The sequence below is a fragment of the Streptomyces sp. NBRC 110611 genome (genome assembly GCF_001590865.1).
In the GTDB taxonomy this organism is placed as follows: domain Bacteria; phylum Actinomycetota; class Actinomycetes; order Streptomycetales; family Streptomycetaceae; genus Streptomyces.
This window is the reverse complement of sequence record NZ_BBUY01000017.1, coordinates 74,766-91,899: the sequence shown is the minus strand read 5'-3', so window position 1 is coordinate 91,899 and position 17,134 is coordinate 74,766. Positions and strand designations below refer to the sequence as shown.

Annotated in this window: 15 protein-coding genes; 8 read left to right on the top strand and 7 right to left on the bottom strand. The window is 72.4% G+C overall.

Features of this window, described 5'->3' with window-relative positions; translation table 11 throughout:
- Positions 1-27: 27 nt before the first annotated feature.
- Positions 28-1,095: a trypsin-like serine peptidase gene (locus AZE13_RS27035; RefSeq protein ID WP_066937405.1), complete on the top strand. Its 1,068-nt coding sequence runs from the start codon at positions 28-30 to the stop codon at positions 1,093-1,095.
- Positions 1,096-1,111: 16 nt separating this feature from the next.
- Here the strand turns inward: AZE13_RS27035 and AZE13_RS27030 are convergent, their stop codons facing one another.
- The 3 genes from AZE13_RS27030 to AZE13_RS27020 are packed head-to-tail and all read right to left on the bottom strand — an operon-like array spanning position 1,112 to position 3,903.
- Positions 1,112-2,170 (bottom strand): ABC transporter substrate-binding protein, encoded by a 1,059-nt coding sequence (locus AZE13_RS27030; RefSeq protein ID WP_066937403.1) that lies wholly within the window; start codon positions 2,168-2,170, stop codon positions 1,112-1,114.
- 49 nt (positions 2,171-2,219) lie between these two features.
- Positions 2,220-3,098 (bottom strand): ABC transporter permease, encoded by an 879-nt coding sequence (locus AZE13_RS27025; RefSeq protein ID WP_066937521.1) that lies wholly within the window; start codon positions 3,096-3,098, stop codon positions 2,220-2,222.
- Positions 3,088-3,903 (bottom strand): ABC transporter ATP-binding protein, encoded by an 816-nt coding sequence (locus tag AZE13_RS27020; RefSeq protein ID WP_066937400.1) that lies wholly within the window; start codon positions 3,901-3,903, stop codon positions 3,088-3,090. Before AZE13_RS27020 ends, AZE13_RS27025 begins: the two co-directional genes overlap by 11 nt.
- 231 nt (positions 3,904-4,134) lie before the next feature.
- Here AZE13_RS27020 and AZE13_RS27015 point away from each other — a divergent pair, with 231 nt between their 5' ends.
- The 6 genes from AZE13_RS27015 to AZE13_RS26990 all read left to right on the top strand — a co-directional run bounded on the left by AZE13_RS27015 (position 4,135) and on the right by AZE13_RS26990 (position 10,771).
- Entirely contained in the window at positions 4,135-5,826 is a 1,692-nt protein-coding gene (locus tag AZE13_RS27015) for a sensor histidine kinase (RefSeq protein ID WP_079124403.1), read from the top strand.
- A 30-nt stretch (positions 5,827-5,856) separates the two neighbouring features.
- Positions 5,857-6,549 carry a response regulator gene (locus AZE13_RS27010; protein WP_066937397.1) on the top strand — a complete coding sequence of 231 codons (693 nt, stop codon included), beginning with the start codon at positions 5,857-5,859 and terminating at the stop codon, positions 6,547-6,549.
- 83 nt (positions 6,550-6,632) lie between these two features.
- Positions 6,633-7,367 (top strand): FadR/GntR family transcriptional regulator, encoded by a 735-nt coding sequence (locus tag AZE13_RS27005; protein WP_066937394.1) that lies wholly within the window; start codon positions 6,633-6,635, stop codon positions 7,365-7,367.
- Positions 7,368-7,376: 9 nt separating this feature from the next.
- A complete protein-coding gene (locus AZE13_RS27000; protein ID WP_066937391.1) occupies positions 7,377-8,408 on the top strand; it encodes an asparaginase in 1,032 nt (343 codons plus the stop codon).
- Positions 8,409-8,470: 62 nt separating this feature from the next.
- Complete coding sequence (aspA, locus tag AZE13_RS26995; RefSeq protein WP_066937388.1) at positions 8,471-9,892, top strand: aspartate ammonia-lyase; 1,422 nt, start codon at positions 8,471-8,473, stop codon at positions 9,890-9,892.
- 84 nt (positions 9,893-9,976) lie between these two features.
- A complete protein-coding gene (locus AZE13_RS26990) occupies positions 9,977-10,771 on the top strand; it encodes a carbon-nitrogen hydrolase family protein (protein ID WP_066937385.1) in 795 nt (264 codons plus the stop codon).
- Between the two features lie 40 nt (positions 10,772-10,811).
- Here the strand turns inward: AZE13_RS26990 and AZE13_RS26985 are convergent, their stop codons facing one another.
- The 4 genes from AZE13_RS26985 to AZE13_RS26970 all read right to left on the bottom strand — a co-directional run bounded on the left by AZE13_RS26985 (position 10,812) and on the right by AZE13_RS26970 (position 16,527).
- The gene (locus tag AZE13_RS26985) at positions 10,812-11,996 is read right to left on the bottom strand and encodes an aromatic ring-hydroxylating oxygenase subunit alpha (protein ID WP_066937382.1); all 1,185 of its coding nucleotides are present in this window, start codon (positions 11,994-11,996) and stop codon (positions 10,812-10,814) included.
- An 11-nt stretch (positions 11,997-12,007) separates the two neighbouring features.
- Positions 12,008-13,162: an N-methyl-L-tryptophan oxidase gene (gene solA / locus AZE13_RS26980; RefSeq protein WP_066937380.1), complete on the bottom strand. Its 1,155-nt coding sequence runs from the start codon at positions 13,160-13,162 to the stop codon at positions 12,008-12,010.
- 37 nt (positions 13,163-13,199) lie between these two features.
- The gene (locus AZE13_RS26975) at positions 13,200-15,629 is read right to left on the bottom strand and encodes an FAD-dependent oxidoreductase (protein ID WP_066937378.1); all 2,430 of its coding nucleotides are present in this window, start codon (positions 15,627-15,629) and stop codon (positions 13,200-13,202) included.
- A gap of 154 nt (positions 15,630-15,783) precedes the next feature.
- Positions 15,784-16,527 carry an IclR family transcriptional regulator gene (locus AZE13_RS26970; RefSeq protein WP_066937518.1) on the bottom strand — a complete coding sequence of 248 codons (744 nt, stop codon included), beginning with the start codon at positions 16,525-16,527 and terminating at the stop codon, positions 15,784-15,786.
- A 255-nt stretch (positions 16,528-16,782) separates the two neighbouring features.
- On the opposite strand from AZE13_RS26970, the gene AZE13_RS26965 reads away from it, so the two are divergent.
- Positions 16,783-17,103, top strand: a complete 321-nt coding sequence (locus AZE13_RS26965) for a bifunctional 3-phenylpropionate/cinnamic acid dioxygenase ferredoxin subunit (protein ID WP_066937376.1) — start codon at positions 16,783-16,785, stop codon at positions 17,101-17,103.
- Positions 17,104-17,134 lie beyond the last annotated feature (31 nt).

The following is a 17,134-nucleotide window of genomic DNA, read 5'->3' as shown; positions in this document are numbered from 1 at the left end:
GGGCGACGGCGCGTCGAGGAGGGCGAGATGCACACAGGTCACAGATCACCGGTACCGGCCGGTCCCGAGCAGGTCTTCTCGGATCTCCGGGAGGTGGCGGCCCGGGTCCGGGACGGGCTGTCCTGGGAGATCCCCGAATCCCTGGAGGAGCTCCCGGCGGACGAGCTGCCGGCCGGGCAGATCGCGCAGTTCGCGCAGCAGGAGCGGACCCGGGTGCTGTCGGCGGGCGTCACCGGTCTGGAGAAGCTCGCCGAGGGCCGTGCGGACGAGATCAGCGACGACGAGTCCTTCGGCGTGGAGGCCATCGTGCTGCTCGAAGGCCGGCCCGCGATCCTGGTGCGGGACCACGACTTCGCACCGCAGCAGGGGGACTGGGCGGTCCTGGAGGGACACCGGGCGGCGATCCGGGAGTCCTTCGCCCGGGTCGGCCGGGTGGAGCTCACCGGGCACCCCAGCCTGGACTGGCTCGGTACGGCGTTCCTCGTCGGCCCCGAGGCGCTGCTGACGAACCGTCATGTCGCGGCGGAGTTCGCCCGCGGCGACGGCGACGGCTGGTCCTTCCAGCAGGGCGTCGGCGTGAACGTCGACATGGGTGAGGAGTACGGCGGCGCCCTCCCGGCAGGCGGCGGTCCCTCCTACGACGTCGTCGAGGTGCTGGGTATCCATGAGGACGTCGATCTGGCCCTGTTGCGGGTCGCGCCGCCGGCCGGCGGCGCGGCGCTGCCCGCTCCCCTGGCGGTGGCCGCGGACGCCCCGGCCGGCCTGCCGGGGCGTCCGGTGTACTGCGTCGGCTATCCGGCGTACGACGGCCGGCGCAACGAGCCGGAGTCGATGCGCCGGATCTTCATGGACATCTACAACGTCAAACGGCTCCAGCCCGGCACCACCACGGAGTGGGTGCCGGGCGAGAACGTCATCCGGCACGACTGTTCCACGCTGGGCGGCAACAGCGGCTCCCCGGTCATCGATCTCGCCGACCACCGGGTGCTGGGCCTGCACTTCGGCGGCCGCTACGGTTCCGGGAACTTCGCCGTACCGCTGTGGCAGCTGGTGGAGGATCCCCTGCTGGCACGGGCGGAGATCAACTTCGTCTGAGCCGCCGGCTCACGGGTCACTCCTTCCCGGCGGCGGCCGGGCTCTTCTTGACGAATTCGGTGGTGTAGGTCTTCCCCAGATCGATCGACGCGTTCCGCAGGTTGGGGTTGAAGGCCTTCAGGACGCGCTCGACGGTCTCGGGGCCGTTGGCCGGCATCACCCCGTCCTTGGTGAACATCGGCAGGGTGTCCTTGATCGCCTGGACGTAGAGCTCCTTGCCGCCCTGCGCGTAGTCGGCGGGCATCTTCGCGGCGATCTGTTCGGCGGTGTGGGTGGACATCCACTTCAGGGTCCGCGCGAAGGCGTTGGCCAGCTTCTGCACGGTGGCCTTGTTGTCGTTCACCCAGTCGGTGTTCATGTAGAGGCTGGACGACGGGTAGGGGCCGCCGAGCGCCTGCTGCGAGCCCTCGGGGGTGCGCATGTCGACGAGGACCTTGCCGAGGTTCTGGTCCACGATCCGCGCGACCGTCGGATCGGTCGTCATCCCGCCCTGGATGGAGCCCTGTTGGAGGGCGGCGAGGAAGGTCTGGCCGGCGCCGACCGCCACCGGCGTGAACTCCTCCGGACGCACCCCGTTCTTCACCGCGAGGTACTTGGTCAGGAAGTCGGTGGACGAGCCGAGGCCGGTGACACCGAGCTTCTTGCCCTTGAAGTCCCTGGGCGAGGTGATCTCGCCGGCCGCCTTGCGGGAGACCACCTCGACCTCGCCGGGGGCGTGCGCGAGCTGTACCACCGACTCCACCTGCTTGCCCTTGGCCTGGAGGTCGAGGGTGTGGTCGTAGAAGCCGACGACGCCCTGGACGTCACCGGAGACCAGGGAGGTGGTGGCCTGCACTCCGGCCGGTTCGGTGAGCAGGATGACGTGGACGCCTTCGTCCTCGAAGTAGCCGAGTTGCTGGGTGAGTCTGGCCGGCAGGTAGATGACCTTGTCGAGGCCGCCCACCATGATCTTGAGCTTGTTGTTCCTGCTGCCGGGGGCGGAGGCCGCGGAACTTCCCCCGCCACACGCGGTCAGGCTGGTGAGGGCGAGCAGCGCGGCGGCAGCGGCGGCCGACAGCTTGCGGTGAGAGCGCATGGCATACGTCCTTGGTGGGTTGACGAGAGGTGCAGGTGGCGGGACTCCGTCAGCGGCCGGCCGAGGCGTCGGCCGGCTTCCAGCGGAACAGCCGCTTCTCCAGGAAGGCCAGCAGTCCTTCGGCGAGCAGCGCGACAACGGCGAGGATCACCATGGCGGCGTAGACGCCGGCCGCGTTGAAGGTGCCCTGCGACGCCGAAACCAGCAGCCCGAGGCCCTTGGTCGCGCCGATGTACTCGCCGACGATCGCGCCGATCAGCGCGAAGCCGAAGCTGACGTGCAGACTGGTGAAGATCCACGAAGTGGCGGACGGGATCACGACCTGCAGCGTGACCTGGCGGCCGCCGGCGCCCAGGATCCGGGAGTGGGCGACCAGGTTCCGGTCGACCTCCCGGGCGCCCTGGAAGGCGTTGAAGAAGACCGGGAAGAAGACCAGCACGACGGCGGAGGCCACCTTGGAGGCCGGTCCGAGGCCGAACCAGATCAGGAAGACGGGGGCGAGCACGATCCGCGGCAGCGCGTTGAGCACCTTGATGTACGGGCCGAGCACATCGGCCAGGAGGCGGATCCGGCCGAGCGAGATGCCCAGCACCACTCCGCCGATGACGCCGATGATCCAGCCGAGCAGCGCCTCGTAGAGCGTGTACCAGATCTGCTCCCACAGCGAGCCCTGCGGGGTACCGTGCAGCGCCCACTGGGTCATCTGGTCCCAGATCTTCGACGGCATCGAGAAGTTGAAGGGATCGATCACGGCGGCCCGGGCGAGCCACTCCCACAGTCCGGTCAGCCCGACCAGCAGCAGCACCCGGGTGCCGTACACCAGCAGCCTGCGCCGGCGGGCGGCGCGCGCCCGCTCGCGGGTACGGCCGTCACCGGTACCGGATCCGGCCGTCGTGACGTCCGCGGGGACGGTCTTCTCAGGCGGCATCCGCGGCACCCCTCTCGCGGGTGATCCGGACCTCTTCGCCGAGCGAGGACCAGATCTCCCGGTAGATCTCGAGGAACCGTGGCTCCAGCCGTACCGACTCCACCCGGCGGGGCCGCGGCAGACCGATCGCGAAGACCTCCTTGACGGTCGCCGGCCCGGCGGTCATCACCACCACCTTGTCGGCGAGCGCGATCGCCTCCTCCAGGTCATGGGTGACGAAGACGACCGAGGCCCCGGTGCCGGACCACAGTTCCAGGAGTTCGTCCGACATCAGCGCCCGGGTCTGCACGTCCAGCGCGGAGAACGGCTCGTCCATGAGCAGGATTGCGGGGTCGTTGACGAAGGTCGCGGCGAGCGCCACCCGTTTGCGCTGACCGCCCGAGAGCTGATGCGGATAGCGGTCCTCGAAGGACGCCAGCCCGACCCGGGCGAGCCACTCCCGCGCCCGCCGCCGGGCCTCGGGCTTCGGGACACCGCGGAAGCGGGGCCCGGCCATCACATTCGACAGCACGGTACGCCAGGGGAAGACCGCGTCCTGCTGGAAGACGAAACCGACCCGGTCGCCGATGCCGCGGACCGGCTCACCGGCGACCAGTACCTCACCCCGCGTGGGCTCCTCCAGCCCGCTGATCAGGGTCAGGGTGGTGGACTTGCCGCACCCGGTAGGGCCGACCACGGCGACGAACTCGCCGCGCTCGACGACCAGATCCAGATCCCGGACGGCGGTGTGCGACGCCCCCGACAGGGTCGGGAACGTCTTGCTGGTTCCGCGCAGTTCGATGGCAGGGCCCGTATGGCTGTTCATGGCCCGGGAGGCTAGGAGCGGCCCGGACCGCGGCGCAGCCTTGTGAGCACAAGCTGCCTTTCTGCTCACAAACCCTGTTGTGCGCGTTCTGCTCACGCTAGAACAGCAAGCGGATCATCAGGAGGTGAGCAGGTGCTCACGGAGGGCTTACGGCGCGGCCCCCTCGCCACGAAACTCCGGCGACGGTTCCCCGCGCCGTCGAGCGCCCAGGACGGAGGAGACCCGAGAGCCATGCGGATCCCCTGGCCCCGGCGCGCGTTCGCCCAGGTCCTCACCGCGCAAGTGGCCCTGACCACCGGTGTGCTGGTGCTCGCCACCGGCCTGTTCCTCGCCCCGCTCGGCTCCCAGTTCGACGACCAGGCGATGCGGCGGGCACTGGCCATCGCCCAGACCACCGCCGCGGACCCGCGCCTCGCCCGCGAACTGGCCGCCACCGGACCGGACGCCCGCGGGCCGGTGCAGGCCGACGCGGAACGGATCCGCCGGGCGACCGGGGCGCTGTACGTCGTGGTGCTGGACACCCGCGGGGTGCGCTGGTCGCACACCACCACCGCCGAGATCGGCCGACGCGTCTCCACCGACCCCAGCCGTGCCCTGGCCGGGCAGGAGGTGCGGCAGATCGGCACCGGGACGCTGGGGCGTTCGGCCCGCGCCAAGGTGCCGCTGCGCGACGCGCACGGCCGCATCGTCGGCGCGGTCTCGGTCGGTATCGCCTACGACAGCGTCCGGGAGCGCCTGCTGGGCACCGTCCCCGCCGTGTTGCGCTACGCCGGCGCGGCGCTGGCCGTCGGTGTGCTGGCCGCCGTGGTGCTCTCCCGCCGGCTCCGCCGCCGTACGCGCGGCCTGGCGTTCGCCGATATCTCCGCCCTGCTCGACGAGCGCGAGGCGATGCTGCACAGCATCCGGGAGGGCGTGCTGGCATACGACCGCAAGGGCAGGATCCGGCTGGTCAACGACGAGGCCGGGCGGCTGCTCGCCCTGGCCGACGCCGCGGGGCGGGCGCTGGACGACGTCCTGCCGCCCGGCCGGACCGCCGATGTGCTGGCCGGGCGGGTGGCCGGGACGGATCTGCTGGCCGTCAGCGGCGGCCGGGTACTGGTCGCCAACCGGGTGCCGACGCGGGGCGGCGGGGCGGTGGTGACCCTCCGGGACCGCACCGAACTGGAGCTGCTCGGCCGCGAACTGGACGCCACCCAGGGCCTGTTGGACGCACTACGGGCCCAGGACCACGAACACGCCAACCAGCTGCACACCCTGCGCGGACTGCTCGAACTGGGCCGGTACGCCATGGCCGTGGAGTTCATCACCGAAGTGACCGGCGCCCAGCGGGCCCAGGCGGAGCAGATCGCCGGCCGGGTGCACGACCCGCTGCTCTCCGCACTGCTGGCCGGCAAGACGGCGATCGCCGCCGAGCGCGGGGTCTCACTGCGGGTGTCGGCCTCGACGCTGCTGCCCGACCGGGTGGTCGATCCGCGCGACCTGGTGACCGTCCTGGGCAATCTCATCGACAACGCGCTGGACGCCGCCGCCGGGCGCCGCCGCGAGGACCCGTTCGTCGAGGTGGAGCTGCGGGCCGAGGGCGCCACGGCGGTCCTCCGGGTCTCGGACACCGGGCCGGGGGTACCGCCCGCCCTGCGCGAACAGATCTTCACCGAGGGCTGGTCCACCAAGGATCCACCGGCCCCCGGGAGCCGCTCCCCCGCGCGCGGCCGGGGCATCGGCCTGGCGCTGGTGCGCCGGCTCGCCGAGCGCTACGGCGGGATGGCCCGGGTGACCGCGCGGGCGGGCGGGGGCGCGGTCTTCACGGTCGTCCTGCCGGAGGCCGTCCACGTACGGCGGCAGGGGCAGGAGGGGCACGAGGCCCCCGCGGCCGGCCGCCGCCACGAGGAGCGCGGGCCGACGGCGATCGGAGACCCATGGTGATCGGAGAACCGCGATGAGGGGAGCCTCTCGATGATCGATGTCCTGGTCGTGGACGACGATTTCCACGTCGCCGAGGTCAATGCCGCGTACGTCGCCCAGGTGCCCGGCTTCCGTGTCATCGGCCGCGCCCACACCGCCGCCCAGGCGCTGGCCGCCCTGGAGCGCACACCGGCCGATCTGGTGCTGCTCGACCACTACCTCCCGGACGAAACCGGGCTGGCCCTGGTGCGGCGGCTTCGACAGCTCGGCCACCGCACCGACGTGATCATGGTCACCGCGGCCCGCGATGTGGCCACCATCCAGGACGCGATGCGCTCCGGCGCGCTGCAGTACCTCGTCAAGCCGTTCGGCTTCTCCGGGCTGCGGGCCAAGCTCGACGGCTACGCCGCGCTGCGCCGCACCGTCGCCGGCGTGAGCGGTCACGGCGAGGCGGGCCAGGAACAGGTCGACCGGATCTTCAGCGCCTTCCGGCCCGCCGACGCCCCGCGCACCGAGCTCCCCAAGGGCCACTCCGCGGCCACCGCCGACCTCATCCGCCGGGTACTGGGCGAGGCCGTCCACCCGCTCTCCGCCCACGAGGTCGCCGAACGCTCCGGCGTCAGCCGCTCCACGGCGCAGCGCTACCTCAAGCACCTGGAACGCGGTGGCCACCTCACCCTCACGCTGAAGTACGGCGACACCGGCCGCCCCGAACACCGCTACCACAGCGCGGGCGCCCACTGACCGCCCACTGACCGCCCGCCGGCCTCCCGGAGAGACAGGCCGCACGCTTGACAGCTCCCCCCGCCGGGTCCGAGGATCCTCGGGTGAACCTGTCAGACAGCCAGACAGCTGGTGCCATGCCCCGGCGGGTCAGCGCGATGGAAGCGGTCCTGAACCATCTGCGCGGCGCCATCGAGCGGGGTGACTACGCGGTCGGGGACAAGCTCCCCTCGGAGGCGGAACTCTGCCGTCGCCTGGAGGTGAGCAGACCCGTGCTCCGGGAGGCGCTGCGGGCGCTCCAGACGATGGGGCTCACGGTCGCGCGCACCGGCAAGGGCACCTTCGTCGTCTCGAACGGCGCGGTCGCCGACCCGACCTTCGGCGACTACGCGGCGAGCGATCTCCTGGAGGTGCGCCGCCATGTGGAGATCCCGGTGGCCGGGTACGCGGCGCTGCGCCGCTCGCCGGAGGACCTCGACCACCTCACGCACCTGCTGGAGCGGATGGAGCGGGAGACCGACACCACCGCCTGGGTCGCGATGGACACCCTCTTCCACCTCGCCGTCGCCCAAGCAGCCCGGAACCCGGTCTTCCGCCGGGTCATCGAGGAGATCCGCGACGCGCTGGCCCGCCAGTCCGCGTTCCTCACCGAGCTCGGCGGACGGCGCGAGCAGTCGAACCGCGAGCACCGGGCGATCGTCGAGGCGCTCGTCGACCGCTCCGAGCAGGACGCCGCGGAAGCCATGGCACACCACCTCTCGCGCGTCGAGACGACGCTGACCACCATCGTGCGGCCGCCGCATCACACGGCCCCCACCACGGACACCACGGAGAACTGAGTACCGATCATGAGCCAGCGCACCACCCTGCCGCACCGCGCCCCCCAGACAGCGCCCGAGGTGCGCGAACCGGCCCACGTCCCGGTCGCCCACGTGATCCGCGGCGGCGTCGTCGAGGGCGTTCACCACGGCTCGGTCGTGGTGCTGGCCGCCGACGGGACCGTGGAGTTCCAGGCCGGCGACATCGAGGCCGCCTTCTACCCCCGCTCGGCGCTCAAGCCGCTCCAGGCGGTCGGCCTGCTGCGGGCCGGCCTGCCGCCGCTGGACGACGAGGCGCTCGCGCTGGTCGCGGCCAGCCACTCCGGCACGGACCGGCACCTGGCCGTGGCCCGGCGCATCCTGGACACCGCCGGCCTGACCGAGGACGACCTGCGCAACGTCCCCGACCTGCCGTACGGGGCCGCCGAACGGGACGACTGGCTCCGGCGCGGACTCGCCCCCCACCGGCTCGCCCAGAACTGCTCGGGCAAGCACTCCGCGATGCTGCTGACGGCCCGGACCCGGGGGTGGCGGCTGGACACCTACCTCGACCCGGGCCACCCGCTCCAGCAGGAGATCGCCACGACCGTGGCGGACCTCACCGGCCAGAGCATCGCCCAGGTCACGGTCGACGGCTGCGGAGCGCCACTGTTCGCGGTGTCCCTGCACGGCCTGACGCGGGCCGCCGCCCGGCTCGCGACGGCCGCCCCCGACACCCACGAGGGCCAGGTCGCGCACGCCATGCGGACCCACCCGGAGATGGTCTCCGGCAGCGGACGGGACACCGCCCGGCTGGTGCACGCCGTACCGGGGCTGCTCGCCAAGGACGGCTTCGAGGGCGTACAGATCGCGGCGCTGCCGGACGGGCGGGCGGTCGGCGTGAAGATAGCCGACGGCGCCGACCGCGCCCGGATGCCGGTGACGGCGGCGGCACTGGCCCGCTGCGGCGTCGACCCCGCGGTACTCGCCCCCTTCGCCGCCACCCCGGTGATCGGCGGCGGCGCCCCGGTCGGCGAACTCCGGGCCGCGGGCGCTCTCGCCCTGCGCCCCACCGAAATCTGACGTCCCCCTCACACCGAACCTCGCCCCTCCCCTCCGCCGCCCCCTCGAAGGACCACCGCACCATGACCGCCGCCGCCCACCGCCGCGACCACGATCTGCTCGGCGACCGCGACATACCCACGGACGCCTACTGGGGCGTGCACACCCTGCGCGCCGCGGAGAACTTCCCCATCACCGGTACGTCGATCGCCGCCTACCCGCACCTGATCAACGCCCTCGCCGCCGTCAAGGAGGCCGCCGCCCGGGCCAACCAGGACCTCGGACTGCTCGATCCCGAGCGGGCCGACGCCATCGCCGCCGCCTGCCGGGAGATCCGGGTGGACGGCCGGCTGCACCACCAGTTCATCGTGGACGTCATCCAGGGCGGTGCCGGTACGTCGACGAACATGAACGCCAACGAAGTGATCGCCAACCGCGCGCTGGAGATCCTCGGCCACCGCAAGGGCGACTACGGCCGGCTGCACCCGAACGAGCACGTCAACCTCAGCCAGTCGACCAACGACGCCTACCCGACCGCCGTCAAGGTCGCCACGATCTTCGCCGTACGGGAGCTGCTCGCGGCGATGACCGTGCTGCGCGAGGCCTTCGCCGCCAAGGCCGAGGAGTTCCGCGACGTCCTCAAGATGGGCCGCACCCAGCTCCAGGACGCGGTGCCGATGACGCTGGGCCAGGAGTTCTCGGCGTACGCGGTGATGCTGGAGGAGGACCAGAGCCGGCTGGCCGAGGCCGCCCTGCTCATCCACGAGATCAACCTCGGCGCCACCGCCATCGGCACCGGCCTCAACGCCCCCCGGGGATACGCCGAAGCGGCCCGCGAACACCTGGTGGCGCTCACCGGCCTGCCCCTGGTGACCGCGGCCAACCTCGTCGAGGCCACCCAGGACTGCGGGGCCTTCGTCCACCTCTCCGGCGTCCTCAAGCGCATCGCCGTCAAGCTCTCCAAGAGCTGCAACGACCTGCGTCTGCTCTCCTCCGGCCCGCGCGCGGGCCTGGCGGAGATCAACCTGCCGCCGGTCCAGGCCGGTTCGAGCATCATGCCCGGCAAGGTGAATCCGGTGATCCCGGAGGTCGTCAACCAGGTCGCCTTCGAGGTCATCGGCAACGACGTCACCATCACCATGGCCGCCGAAGCGGGCCAGCTCCAGCTCAACGCCTTCGAGCCGGTCATCCTGCACTCGCTCTCGGAGAGCATCACCCACCTCGGCGCCGCCTGCCGCACCCTCGCCGAGCGCTGCGTGGTGGACATCACCGCCAACACCGAGACGCTCCGGGCGAGCGTGGAGAACTCCATCGGCCTGGTCACCGCCCTCAACCCGCACATCGGCTACACCGCCGCCACCGCGATCGCCAAGGAGGCCCTGGCGACCGGCCGCGGTGTCGCCGAACTCGTCCTGGAACAGGGGCTGCTCCCGGCCGACCGGCTCGCCGCCCTGCTCCGCCCGGAGGAGATCGCCGGCACGGGCGAGGACCTGACCCCGGCCTGAGCCGACGGAGGCGGTCGGCGGGAGAATCGGTACCGGAACGGGCACGAATCAGGCACGACACCGGCACAAGGGAAGAGAGACCGCATGCGTATCGCGCTGTGCCAGCTGACGGCATCGACCGACCCGAAGGACAACCTCGCCGCGGTCCAGGACCAGGTCCGCCGGGCCGCGGACGAGGGGGCCCGGCTGGCGGTTCTCCCCGAGGCGTCGATGGTGCGGTTCGGGGTGCCGCTCGGGCCGGTGGCCGAGCCGCTGGACGGGCCGTGGGCCGACGGCGTGCGGTCCGTCTCCCGCGAGACGGGCGTGACGGTGGTGGCGGGGATGTTCACCCCGGCACCCGACGGCCGGGTCGCCAACACCCTGCTGGCCACCGGGCCCGGGGTCGAGGAGTCCTACGACAAGATCCACCTCTATGACGCCTTCGGGTTCCGGGAGTCGGACACGGTCGCCGCGGGTTCGCGGGTGGTGACCATCGATGTCGGCGGAGTCCGGGTGGGCCTGGCGACCTGTTACGACCTGCGCTTCCCCGAGCTGTTCCGGGCGCACGCGGACGCCGGGGCGACGGTGTCCGTACTGCCCGCCTCCTGGGGCGCGGGCCCGGGCAAGCTCGCGCAGTGGGACCTGCTGGTACGGGCCCGCGCGCTGGACGCGACGGTCTGGCTCGCCGCCGTCGGCCAGGCCGCCCCGGACCCGGCGGCCGATCCGGAGGCGCCCACCGGGACCCCCACCGGCGTCGGGCACAGCGCGCTGATCGGCCCCGACGGGACGGTGCGCGCCCGGCTGGGCGCCGAGCCCGGCCTGCTGGCCGCCGATGTGGACGTCGAGGAGACCGCACGGGTACGGCGTGCGGTGGCCGTACTGGACAACCGCCGGCTGTAGGGGAAGCCTCCCGGCCGCCGCCTGACCGGTCAGGGCCGGGTCAGTCCGCCGGAGGGTGCGCGGCGCCCCCTCCGGCGTCCGCCAGCCGCTCGGTGACCCAGCGGTGGAAGGCGCCGATGTGGTGTTCGCTGGGTACGAGCACCCCGCCGTCGCGGTAGGCGCGGGAGGCCATGCCCGGCTGGGTGCGCTCGCAGGCGTCGAAGTCCTGGGTGTTGACCCGGTGGAAGAGCTCGACGGACTTGCCGACATCGGCACCGGACTCGACGACGTCGGGCTCGTACAGCCAGTCGCACACGACGAGGGTGCGGTCGGCGGCCGCCGGGAACATCCGGTGGACGATGACGTGGTCGGGGACGAGGTTGACGAAGACCTGCGGCCGGACGGTGATCGCGTAGTAGCGGCGGTCCCGGTCGCCGCCGATGTCCGGCAGCCGGCCGAATCCGGCGCTGCCGTCGACGGTGAATCCGGCGGCCTCCTCGGCGAACTCCGCACCGTGCCCGACGTAGTACTGGGCGGCGAAACCCTCTGCGAACTCCGGCAGGACGCCGGTGAGTTCGGGGTGGATGGTGGCGCAGTGGTAGCACTCCATGAAGTTCTCGACGATCAGCTTCCAGTTGGCGCGCACGTCATAGGTGAGCCGCCTGCCGAGCGCGAGCGCCTCGGTGCGGTACCGGTCGATGGCGGCCGGATCGCCCAGCCGTTCGGTGACCGCGCCGGTCACGGTCTCCTCGAACGACGGCGGCCGGTCGGCCAGGCACACCCAGGCGTAGCCGAGCCACTCCCGGAGCGGGACGGTGACCAGGCCGCGCCCGGTACGGTCGAGGTCCGGCATCCGCCGCAGGTTGGGGGCGGCCACCAGCCGTCCGTCGAGGTCGTAGGTCCAGGCGTGGTAGGGGCACTGGAGGGTGCGGCGGACCTGGCCGGAGTCCTCGGTGCACAGCCGTGCGCCGCGGTGGCGGCAGATGTTGAGGAAGGCGCGCAGCTCACCGGCGCGGTTGCGGGTGATCAGGACGCTCTCCCGGCCCACCCGCACCGTGCGGTAGGCACCGGGCCCGGTCAGATCGGAGCCGCGCACGGCGCAGAACCACAGCCGTTCGAAGATCTGCTCCTGTTCCCGCCGGAAGATTCCCGGGTCCGTGTAGTAGTGGCCGGCGAGGGTGGCGATCAGGCTGGGCGAGGGCGCGTGCGCGGCGGCCGGGGGCGGGGAGACAGGAGTCGTCGTCATGTGCGTCCTCCTCAGGCGGGCGCGGCGGCGAGCCGGCGGGGGTCGAAGAGACCGATCGGGTACGCGGTGCTGCCGGTCAGGGCCAGATCGGCGACGATCTCGCCGACCACCGGTACGAACTTGAAGCCGTGCCCGGAGAACCCGCAGGCCACGGTGGTCGATTCGGGGTGCGCGGGGTGGCGGGCGAGCACGAAGTGCTCGTCGGGGGTGTTGGTGTACAGGCAGGTGGCGGCCTTGAGGAAGGTGCCGGGCAGGTCGGGTACGCAGTGGGACATATGGTCCGCCATGGCCCGTACCTCGTCGTCGTGTACGGTCCGGTCGACGGTCTCCGCGGTACAGACGACGCCCTTGCGGAAGAAGGCCGCCTTGGCTCCGAGCTCCGGTCCGTCGATGGCCGGGAACCCGTAGGCCTGGACCCCGGCCGGGTCCTCCCAGATGTAGACGGGGTGGCTCTCGGGCCGGAAGGGCCCGACGCCGCCCGTCGGCTGGAACCAGTACGTGACGTGCCGTTCGACGGTGAACGGCACACCCAGGTCGGTGAGCAGTCCGGGCGCCCAGGCTCCCGGGCAGAGCACCAGCTGACCCGCGGTGTAGGCGTTCTCGGCGGTGTGGACGCGGACGCCGCCCCGGCACGGCTCCCAGCGTGTCATCGGCTCGTCGAAGTGGAGGTCGGCGCCCTGCCGGGTGGCGAGCTGGAGGTGGGCGGCGACGGTGTTCTCGGGACGGAGGAACCCCGCCTTCCGCTCGTAGAGCGCCACCTCGTCGTCCTTCGGCCGCAGCGTCGGGAAGCGGCGGCGGATCTCCTTGGCGTCCAGCATCTCGTGGGGCAGGTCCCACTGCCGGGCCGAGCGCAGCGAACCGGCGACGGTCCGCGCGTCGGGGCGGCCGACCATCACACCGCCGCACAGGGTGGCGATGTCCCGGCCCGTCGCCCGCTCCAGCTCGTCGTACAGCTCGTACGCGCGCAGCAGCAGCGGCACGTACGCGGGGTCCTCGAAGTAGGACTGCCGGGTCATCCGCGAACCCCCGTGGCTCGAGCCGCGCTGGTGGACCGGGCCGAACTTCTCCAGGCCGAGGACGCGGGCACCGCGCGCGGAGAGGTGGTGGGCGGCGGCGCTGCCCATACCGCCCAGTCCGATGACGATCACGTCGTAAGTGGGTGACACAGCAGAACTCCTGATGGTGTTTGTCAGCAACGGTTTGTCAGCAACGGATGCGGGTCATGTCCGGATCGAAGAGCGGCTCGTCGGCCACGGTCGCGGGGAGCTGCTCGCCGAAGTACTCGATGTGCACTCCGGTGCCGGCGGTGAGGGCGGCCGGCAGCCAGGCGTACGCGATACAGCGGCCGAGTGTGTAGCCGTACCCGGCACTGGTGACGTAGCCGGCCGGGGCGCCGTCGAGACGGACCGGCTCCTTGCCGAGGACCTGGGCGGCCGGGTCGTCGAGGAGAAGGGCGGTGAGTCTGCGGGTGGCGGGCGCCGCGCGGTCGAGTGCGGCACGTCCCACGAAGTCCTTGTCGCCGCGCACCGCGAAGCCGAGTCCCGCCTCGTGCGGATGGTGCTCGTCGGTCATGTCGACGCCCCAGGCGCGGTACCCCTTCTCCAGGCGGAGGGAGTGGAAGGCCGAGCGCCCGGCGGCGATCACCCCGTGCCGCCGGCCGGCCTCCCACAGCGTGTCCCAGAGCCGCAGCCCCAGGTCTGCGGTGGTGTACAGCTCCCAGCCCAGCTCACCGACGTACGACAGGCGCAGCGCGGTGACCGGGACGTGGCCGAGGTAGGTCTCCTTCGCCCGGAAGTAGCCGAAGCCCTGGTGGGAGAAGTCGTCGCGGGTCAGCGGCTGGACGAGGTCGCGGGCGCGCGGCCCCCACACGCCGATGCCGCAGGTGCCGGAGGTGATGTCCCTGATGCGGACGTCGGACTGCGCGTGCCGCAGCAACCAGTCCAGGTCCGCCGGGGAGTTGGCGCCGACCTGGAAGCGGTCGGGGCCCAGGCGGGCGACGGTGAGGTCGGAGCGGATGCCTCCGGTCTCGTCGAGGAGCAGCGTGTAGGTGACCGCGCCGGGCTTCTTGCGGACGTTGTTGGTGGTCATGCGGTCCAGGAAGCCGAGGGCTCCGGGGCCGGTGACCTCCAGGCGGCGCAGCGGGGTCATGTCGTAGAGGGCCACCGTCTCCCGGGTGGCCCTGGCCTCGGCGGCGACGGCCGGCGACCAGTAGCGCGCCGACCAGGCGTCCCGCTCGGGCAGCCGGAGGCCTTCGGCGAGCGGGGCGTTGGCCTCGTACCAGTGGGGGCGCTCCCAGCCGCCGCCCTCCAGGAAGTACCCGCCGAGCTGCTGCTGGCGCGGGTAGAAGGGGCTGGTGCGCAGCGGCCGCGGCTGGTCCATGGGCTGCAGCGGGTGGATGACGTCATAGACCTCGAGGAAGTTCCGGGTGCCCCGCTCGGCGACGTACGCGGGGGAACGCTGGGCGTCCTCGAAGCGGTGGAGGTCGCACTCGTGGAGGTCGAGGGCGGGGCGGCCGTCCGTCATCCACTCGGCGACGGCCCTGGCGGCGCCCGCGGAGTGGGTGACCCAGATCGCCTCGGCGAGCCAGAATCCGCGCAGTTCACGGGATTCGCCGAGGAGCGGTAGGCCGTCGGGGGTGAAGGAGAGGATGCCGTTGAAGCCTTCGGCGACCCGGGACGCGCCCAGCGCGGGCAGCAGGGTCACGCTCTCCTGCCAGCTCGGCGCGAAGTCGTCCTCGGTGAACGGCAGCGTGGACGGCATGGCGTGGGGGTCCGGCCGGCCGACGGCCGGGGGAGGGTCGACGGGCATCGGGCGGTGGGCGTAGGAGCCGATGCCGAGGCGGTCGTGGTGTTCGCGGAAGTACAGGTCGCGGTCCTGGAAGCGCAGGATGGGCCGGGTCGCCTCCTCCCCCGGGCCGTTGCCGCGGGCGAGCCCGGGCAGCGGTGCGGTCCTGGCGTACTGGTGGGCGAGCGGCAGCAGCGGTACGTCCACCCCGGCCATGGCACCGATCTCCGGTCCCCGGAAGCCGGCGGCGGAGACGACGTGGTCGGCGGGGAAGGTGCCCCGGTCGGTGACGACGCCGGTGACCCGGCCGTCCGCGCGCGCGATGCCGGTGACGGTGTGCCGGTCGAGGAAGCGGGCGCCGCGGGAGACGGCCCGGGCCGTCTGGGCGCGGCACGCGGGCAGGGCACGGGCCAGTCCGTCGTCGGGGGTGTGGAATCCGCCGTGGAGCAGGGTCTCGTCCAGCATCGGCCAGAGCTGTGCGCACTGCCGCGGGGTGAGCAGGGCGCCACGCACACCCCAGGACGTGGCGAGTCCGGCCTTGCGGTGCAGATCGGCCCAGCGCGCCTCGGTCGTGGCGACCTCCAGCCCGCCAACGGGCTGGTAGCAGGGCCGTCCGCCGTCCTCCAGGGAGCTCAGTTTGCGGACGGTGTAGGCGGCGAACTCGGTCATGGTTCTGGAGGGGTTGGTCTGGAAGACCAGGCCCGGCGCGTGCGAGGTGGAGCCGCCGGGGGCCGACAGCGGCCCCTGTTCGAGGACGGTGACATCGGTCCAGCCGCGGGCGGTCAGCTCGTCGGCGAGGGAGCAGCCGACGATACCGGCGCCGATGACCACCACACGGGAACGGTTCATACCCCACTCCTCGCTGTTGCGCAGTACACGACTGGTTGCGCGATGAGAGACATAGTGGGAACGCGTATCGGCACCGTCAAGAGGTGGGCGCCAACCGCCGGAAAAGGCCGCGGGGCCGGACCCGCCCTCCGGTCCCGCGCCGCCCGTCAGCCGCTCAACAGGCGTACCCCATACGCCGGGAGAGCTCCTCGGCCGCGGCCACCGTGCCCTTGACGACCTCCGGCAGCCGCTCCGCATCCAGCCGGTAGGCCGGCACCGAGACACTGATCGCCCCGATCACCGAGCCGTCGTGCGCCCGGACCGGCGCCGCCACCGCCCGCAGCCCGAGCTCCAGCTCCTCGACCGCGAGCGCGAAACCCCGTTCGACGACCTCCTCGAGCTGCCGGCGCAGCTCGGCGGCCGAAGTCACGGTCCGCTCGGTCAGCCGCGGCAACTTCCGCCCCAGGACCGCTTCCCGGACCGGCGCCGGCTGGTACGCGAGCAGCGCCTTGCCGCTGGACGTGGCGTGCAGCGGCGTCCGCCGGCCGAGCCAGTTCTGCGCGGTGACCGACGCCGGGCCGCGGGCCTGCATGATGTTGACCGCGGCATCGCTCTCCAGCACCGCGATATTGACCGTCTCCCCCAGCGAGTCGGCGAGCTGCCGGCAGACCGCCGCGCCCTCCTGGGAGATGTCCAGCCGCACCGCCGCCGCACCGGCGAGCCGCAGCACCCCGGCACCGAGGTAGTACTTGCCGCGCTCCTGCTCCTGGCCGACCAGCCCCCGGTGCTCCAGCACACCGAGCAGCCGGAACGCGGTCGACTTGTGCACTCCCAGCTCGTCGGCGACCTCGGTCACCCCGGCTTCGCCGAGCCGCGCCAGGATCTCCAGGACGGTCACCGCCCGGTCCACCGACTGCACGGCGCTCGCGGGCCCCTTCGGCGGCCTGCCCTCCGCCGCCCCCTCCGCCTGTCGCTGCACGTTGCCCGTCATACGTTGGATCTCACCACCTGGGGACCCGATCGCGGGTCCGGTTCCGAACGGCCGGCATTTCCGGGGAACGCTTGACGCATACGCCCCCCGCCTCGATTCTGTTGCGCACAGCGCTCCATCGTGCGCACAGCGAAACGCAATGATGCCGAACGCCAACAGGGGGGTCCCGTGCTTCCTGGTCCTGTGATTCCGGTCTGCCACCTCGCCGACCTGCCCGCGGGCGAGTCCATACGCATCGACACCACACCTCCGATCGCCGTCTTCAACGCCGACGGGCAGCTGTACGCCATCGACGACACCTGCACCCACCAGGACGCCTCACTCGCGGACGGCTGGCTGGAGGGGTGTCTGGTCGAATGCCCGCTCCACGCCGCTTCATTCGATCTCCGCACCGGCGAGCCCGCCTGTCTGCCCGCGCGCCGGCCCGTGCGCACCCACACCGTCACGGTCGAGGACGGCATGATCTACGTCCGCCGCACAGCCGAGGAGGGCACCGCGGCATGAGCGCCGACCGCCGGCACCGGGAACACCCAGC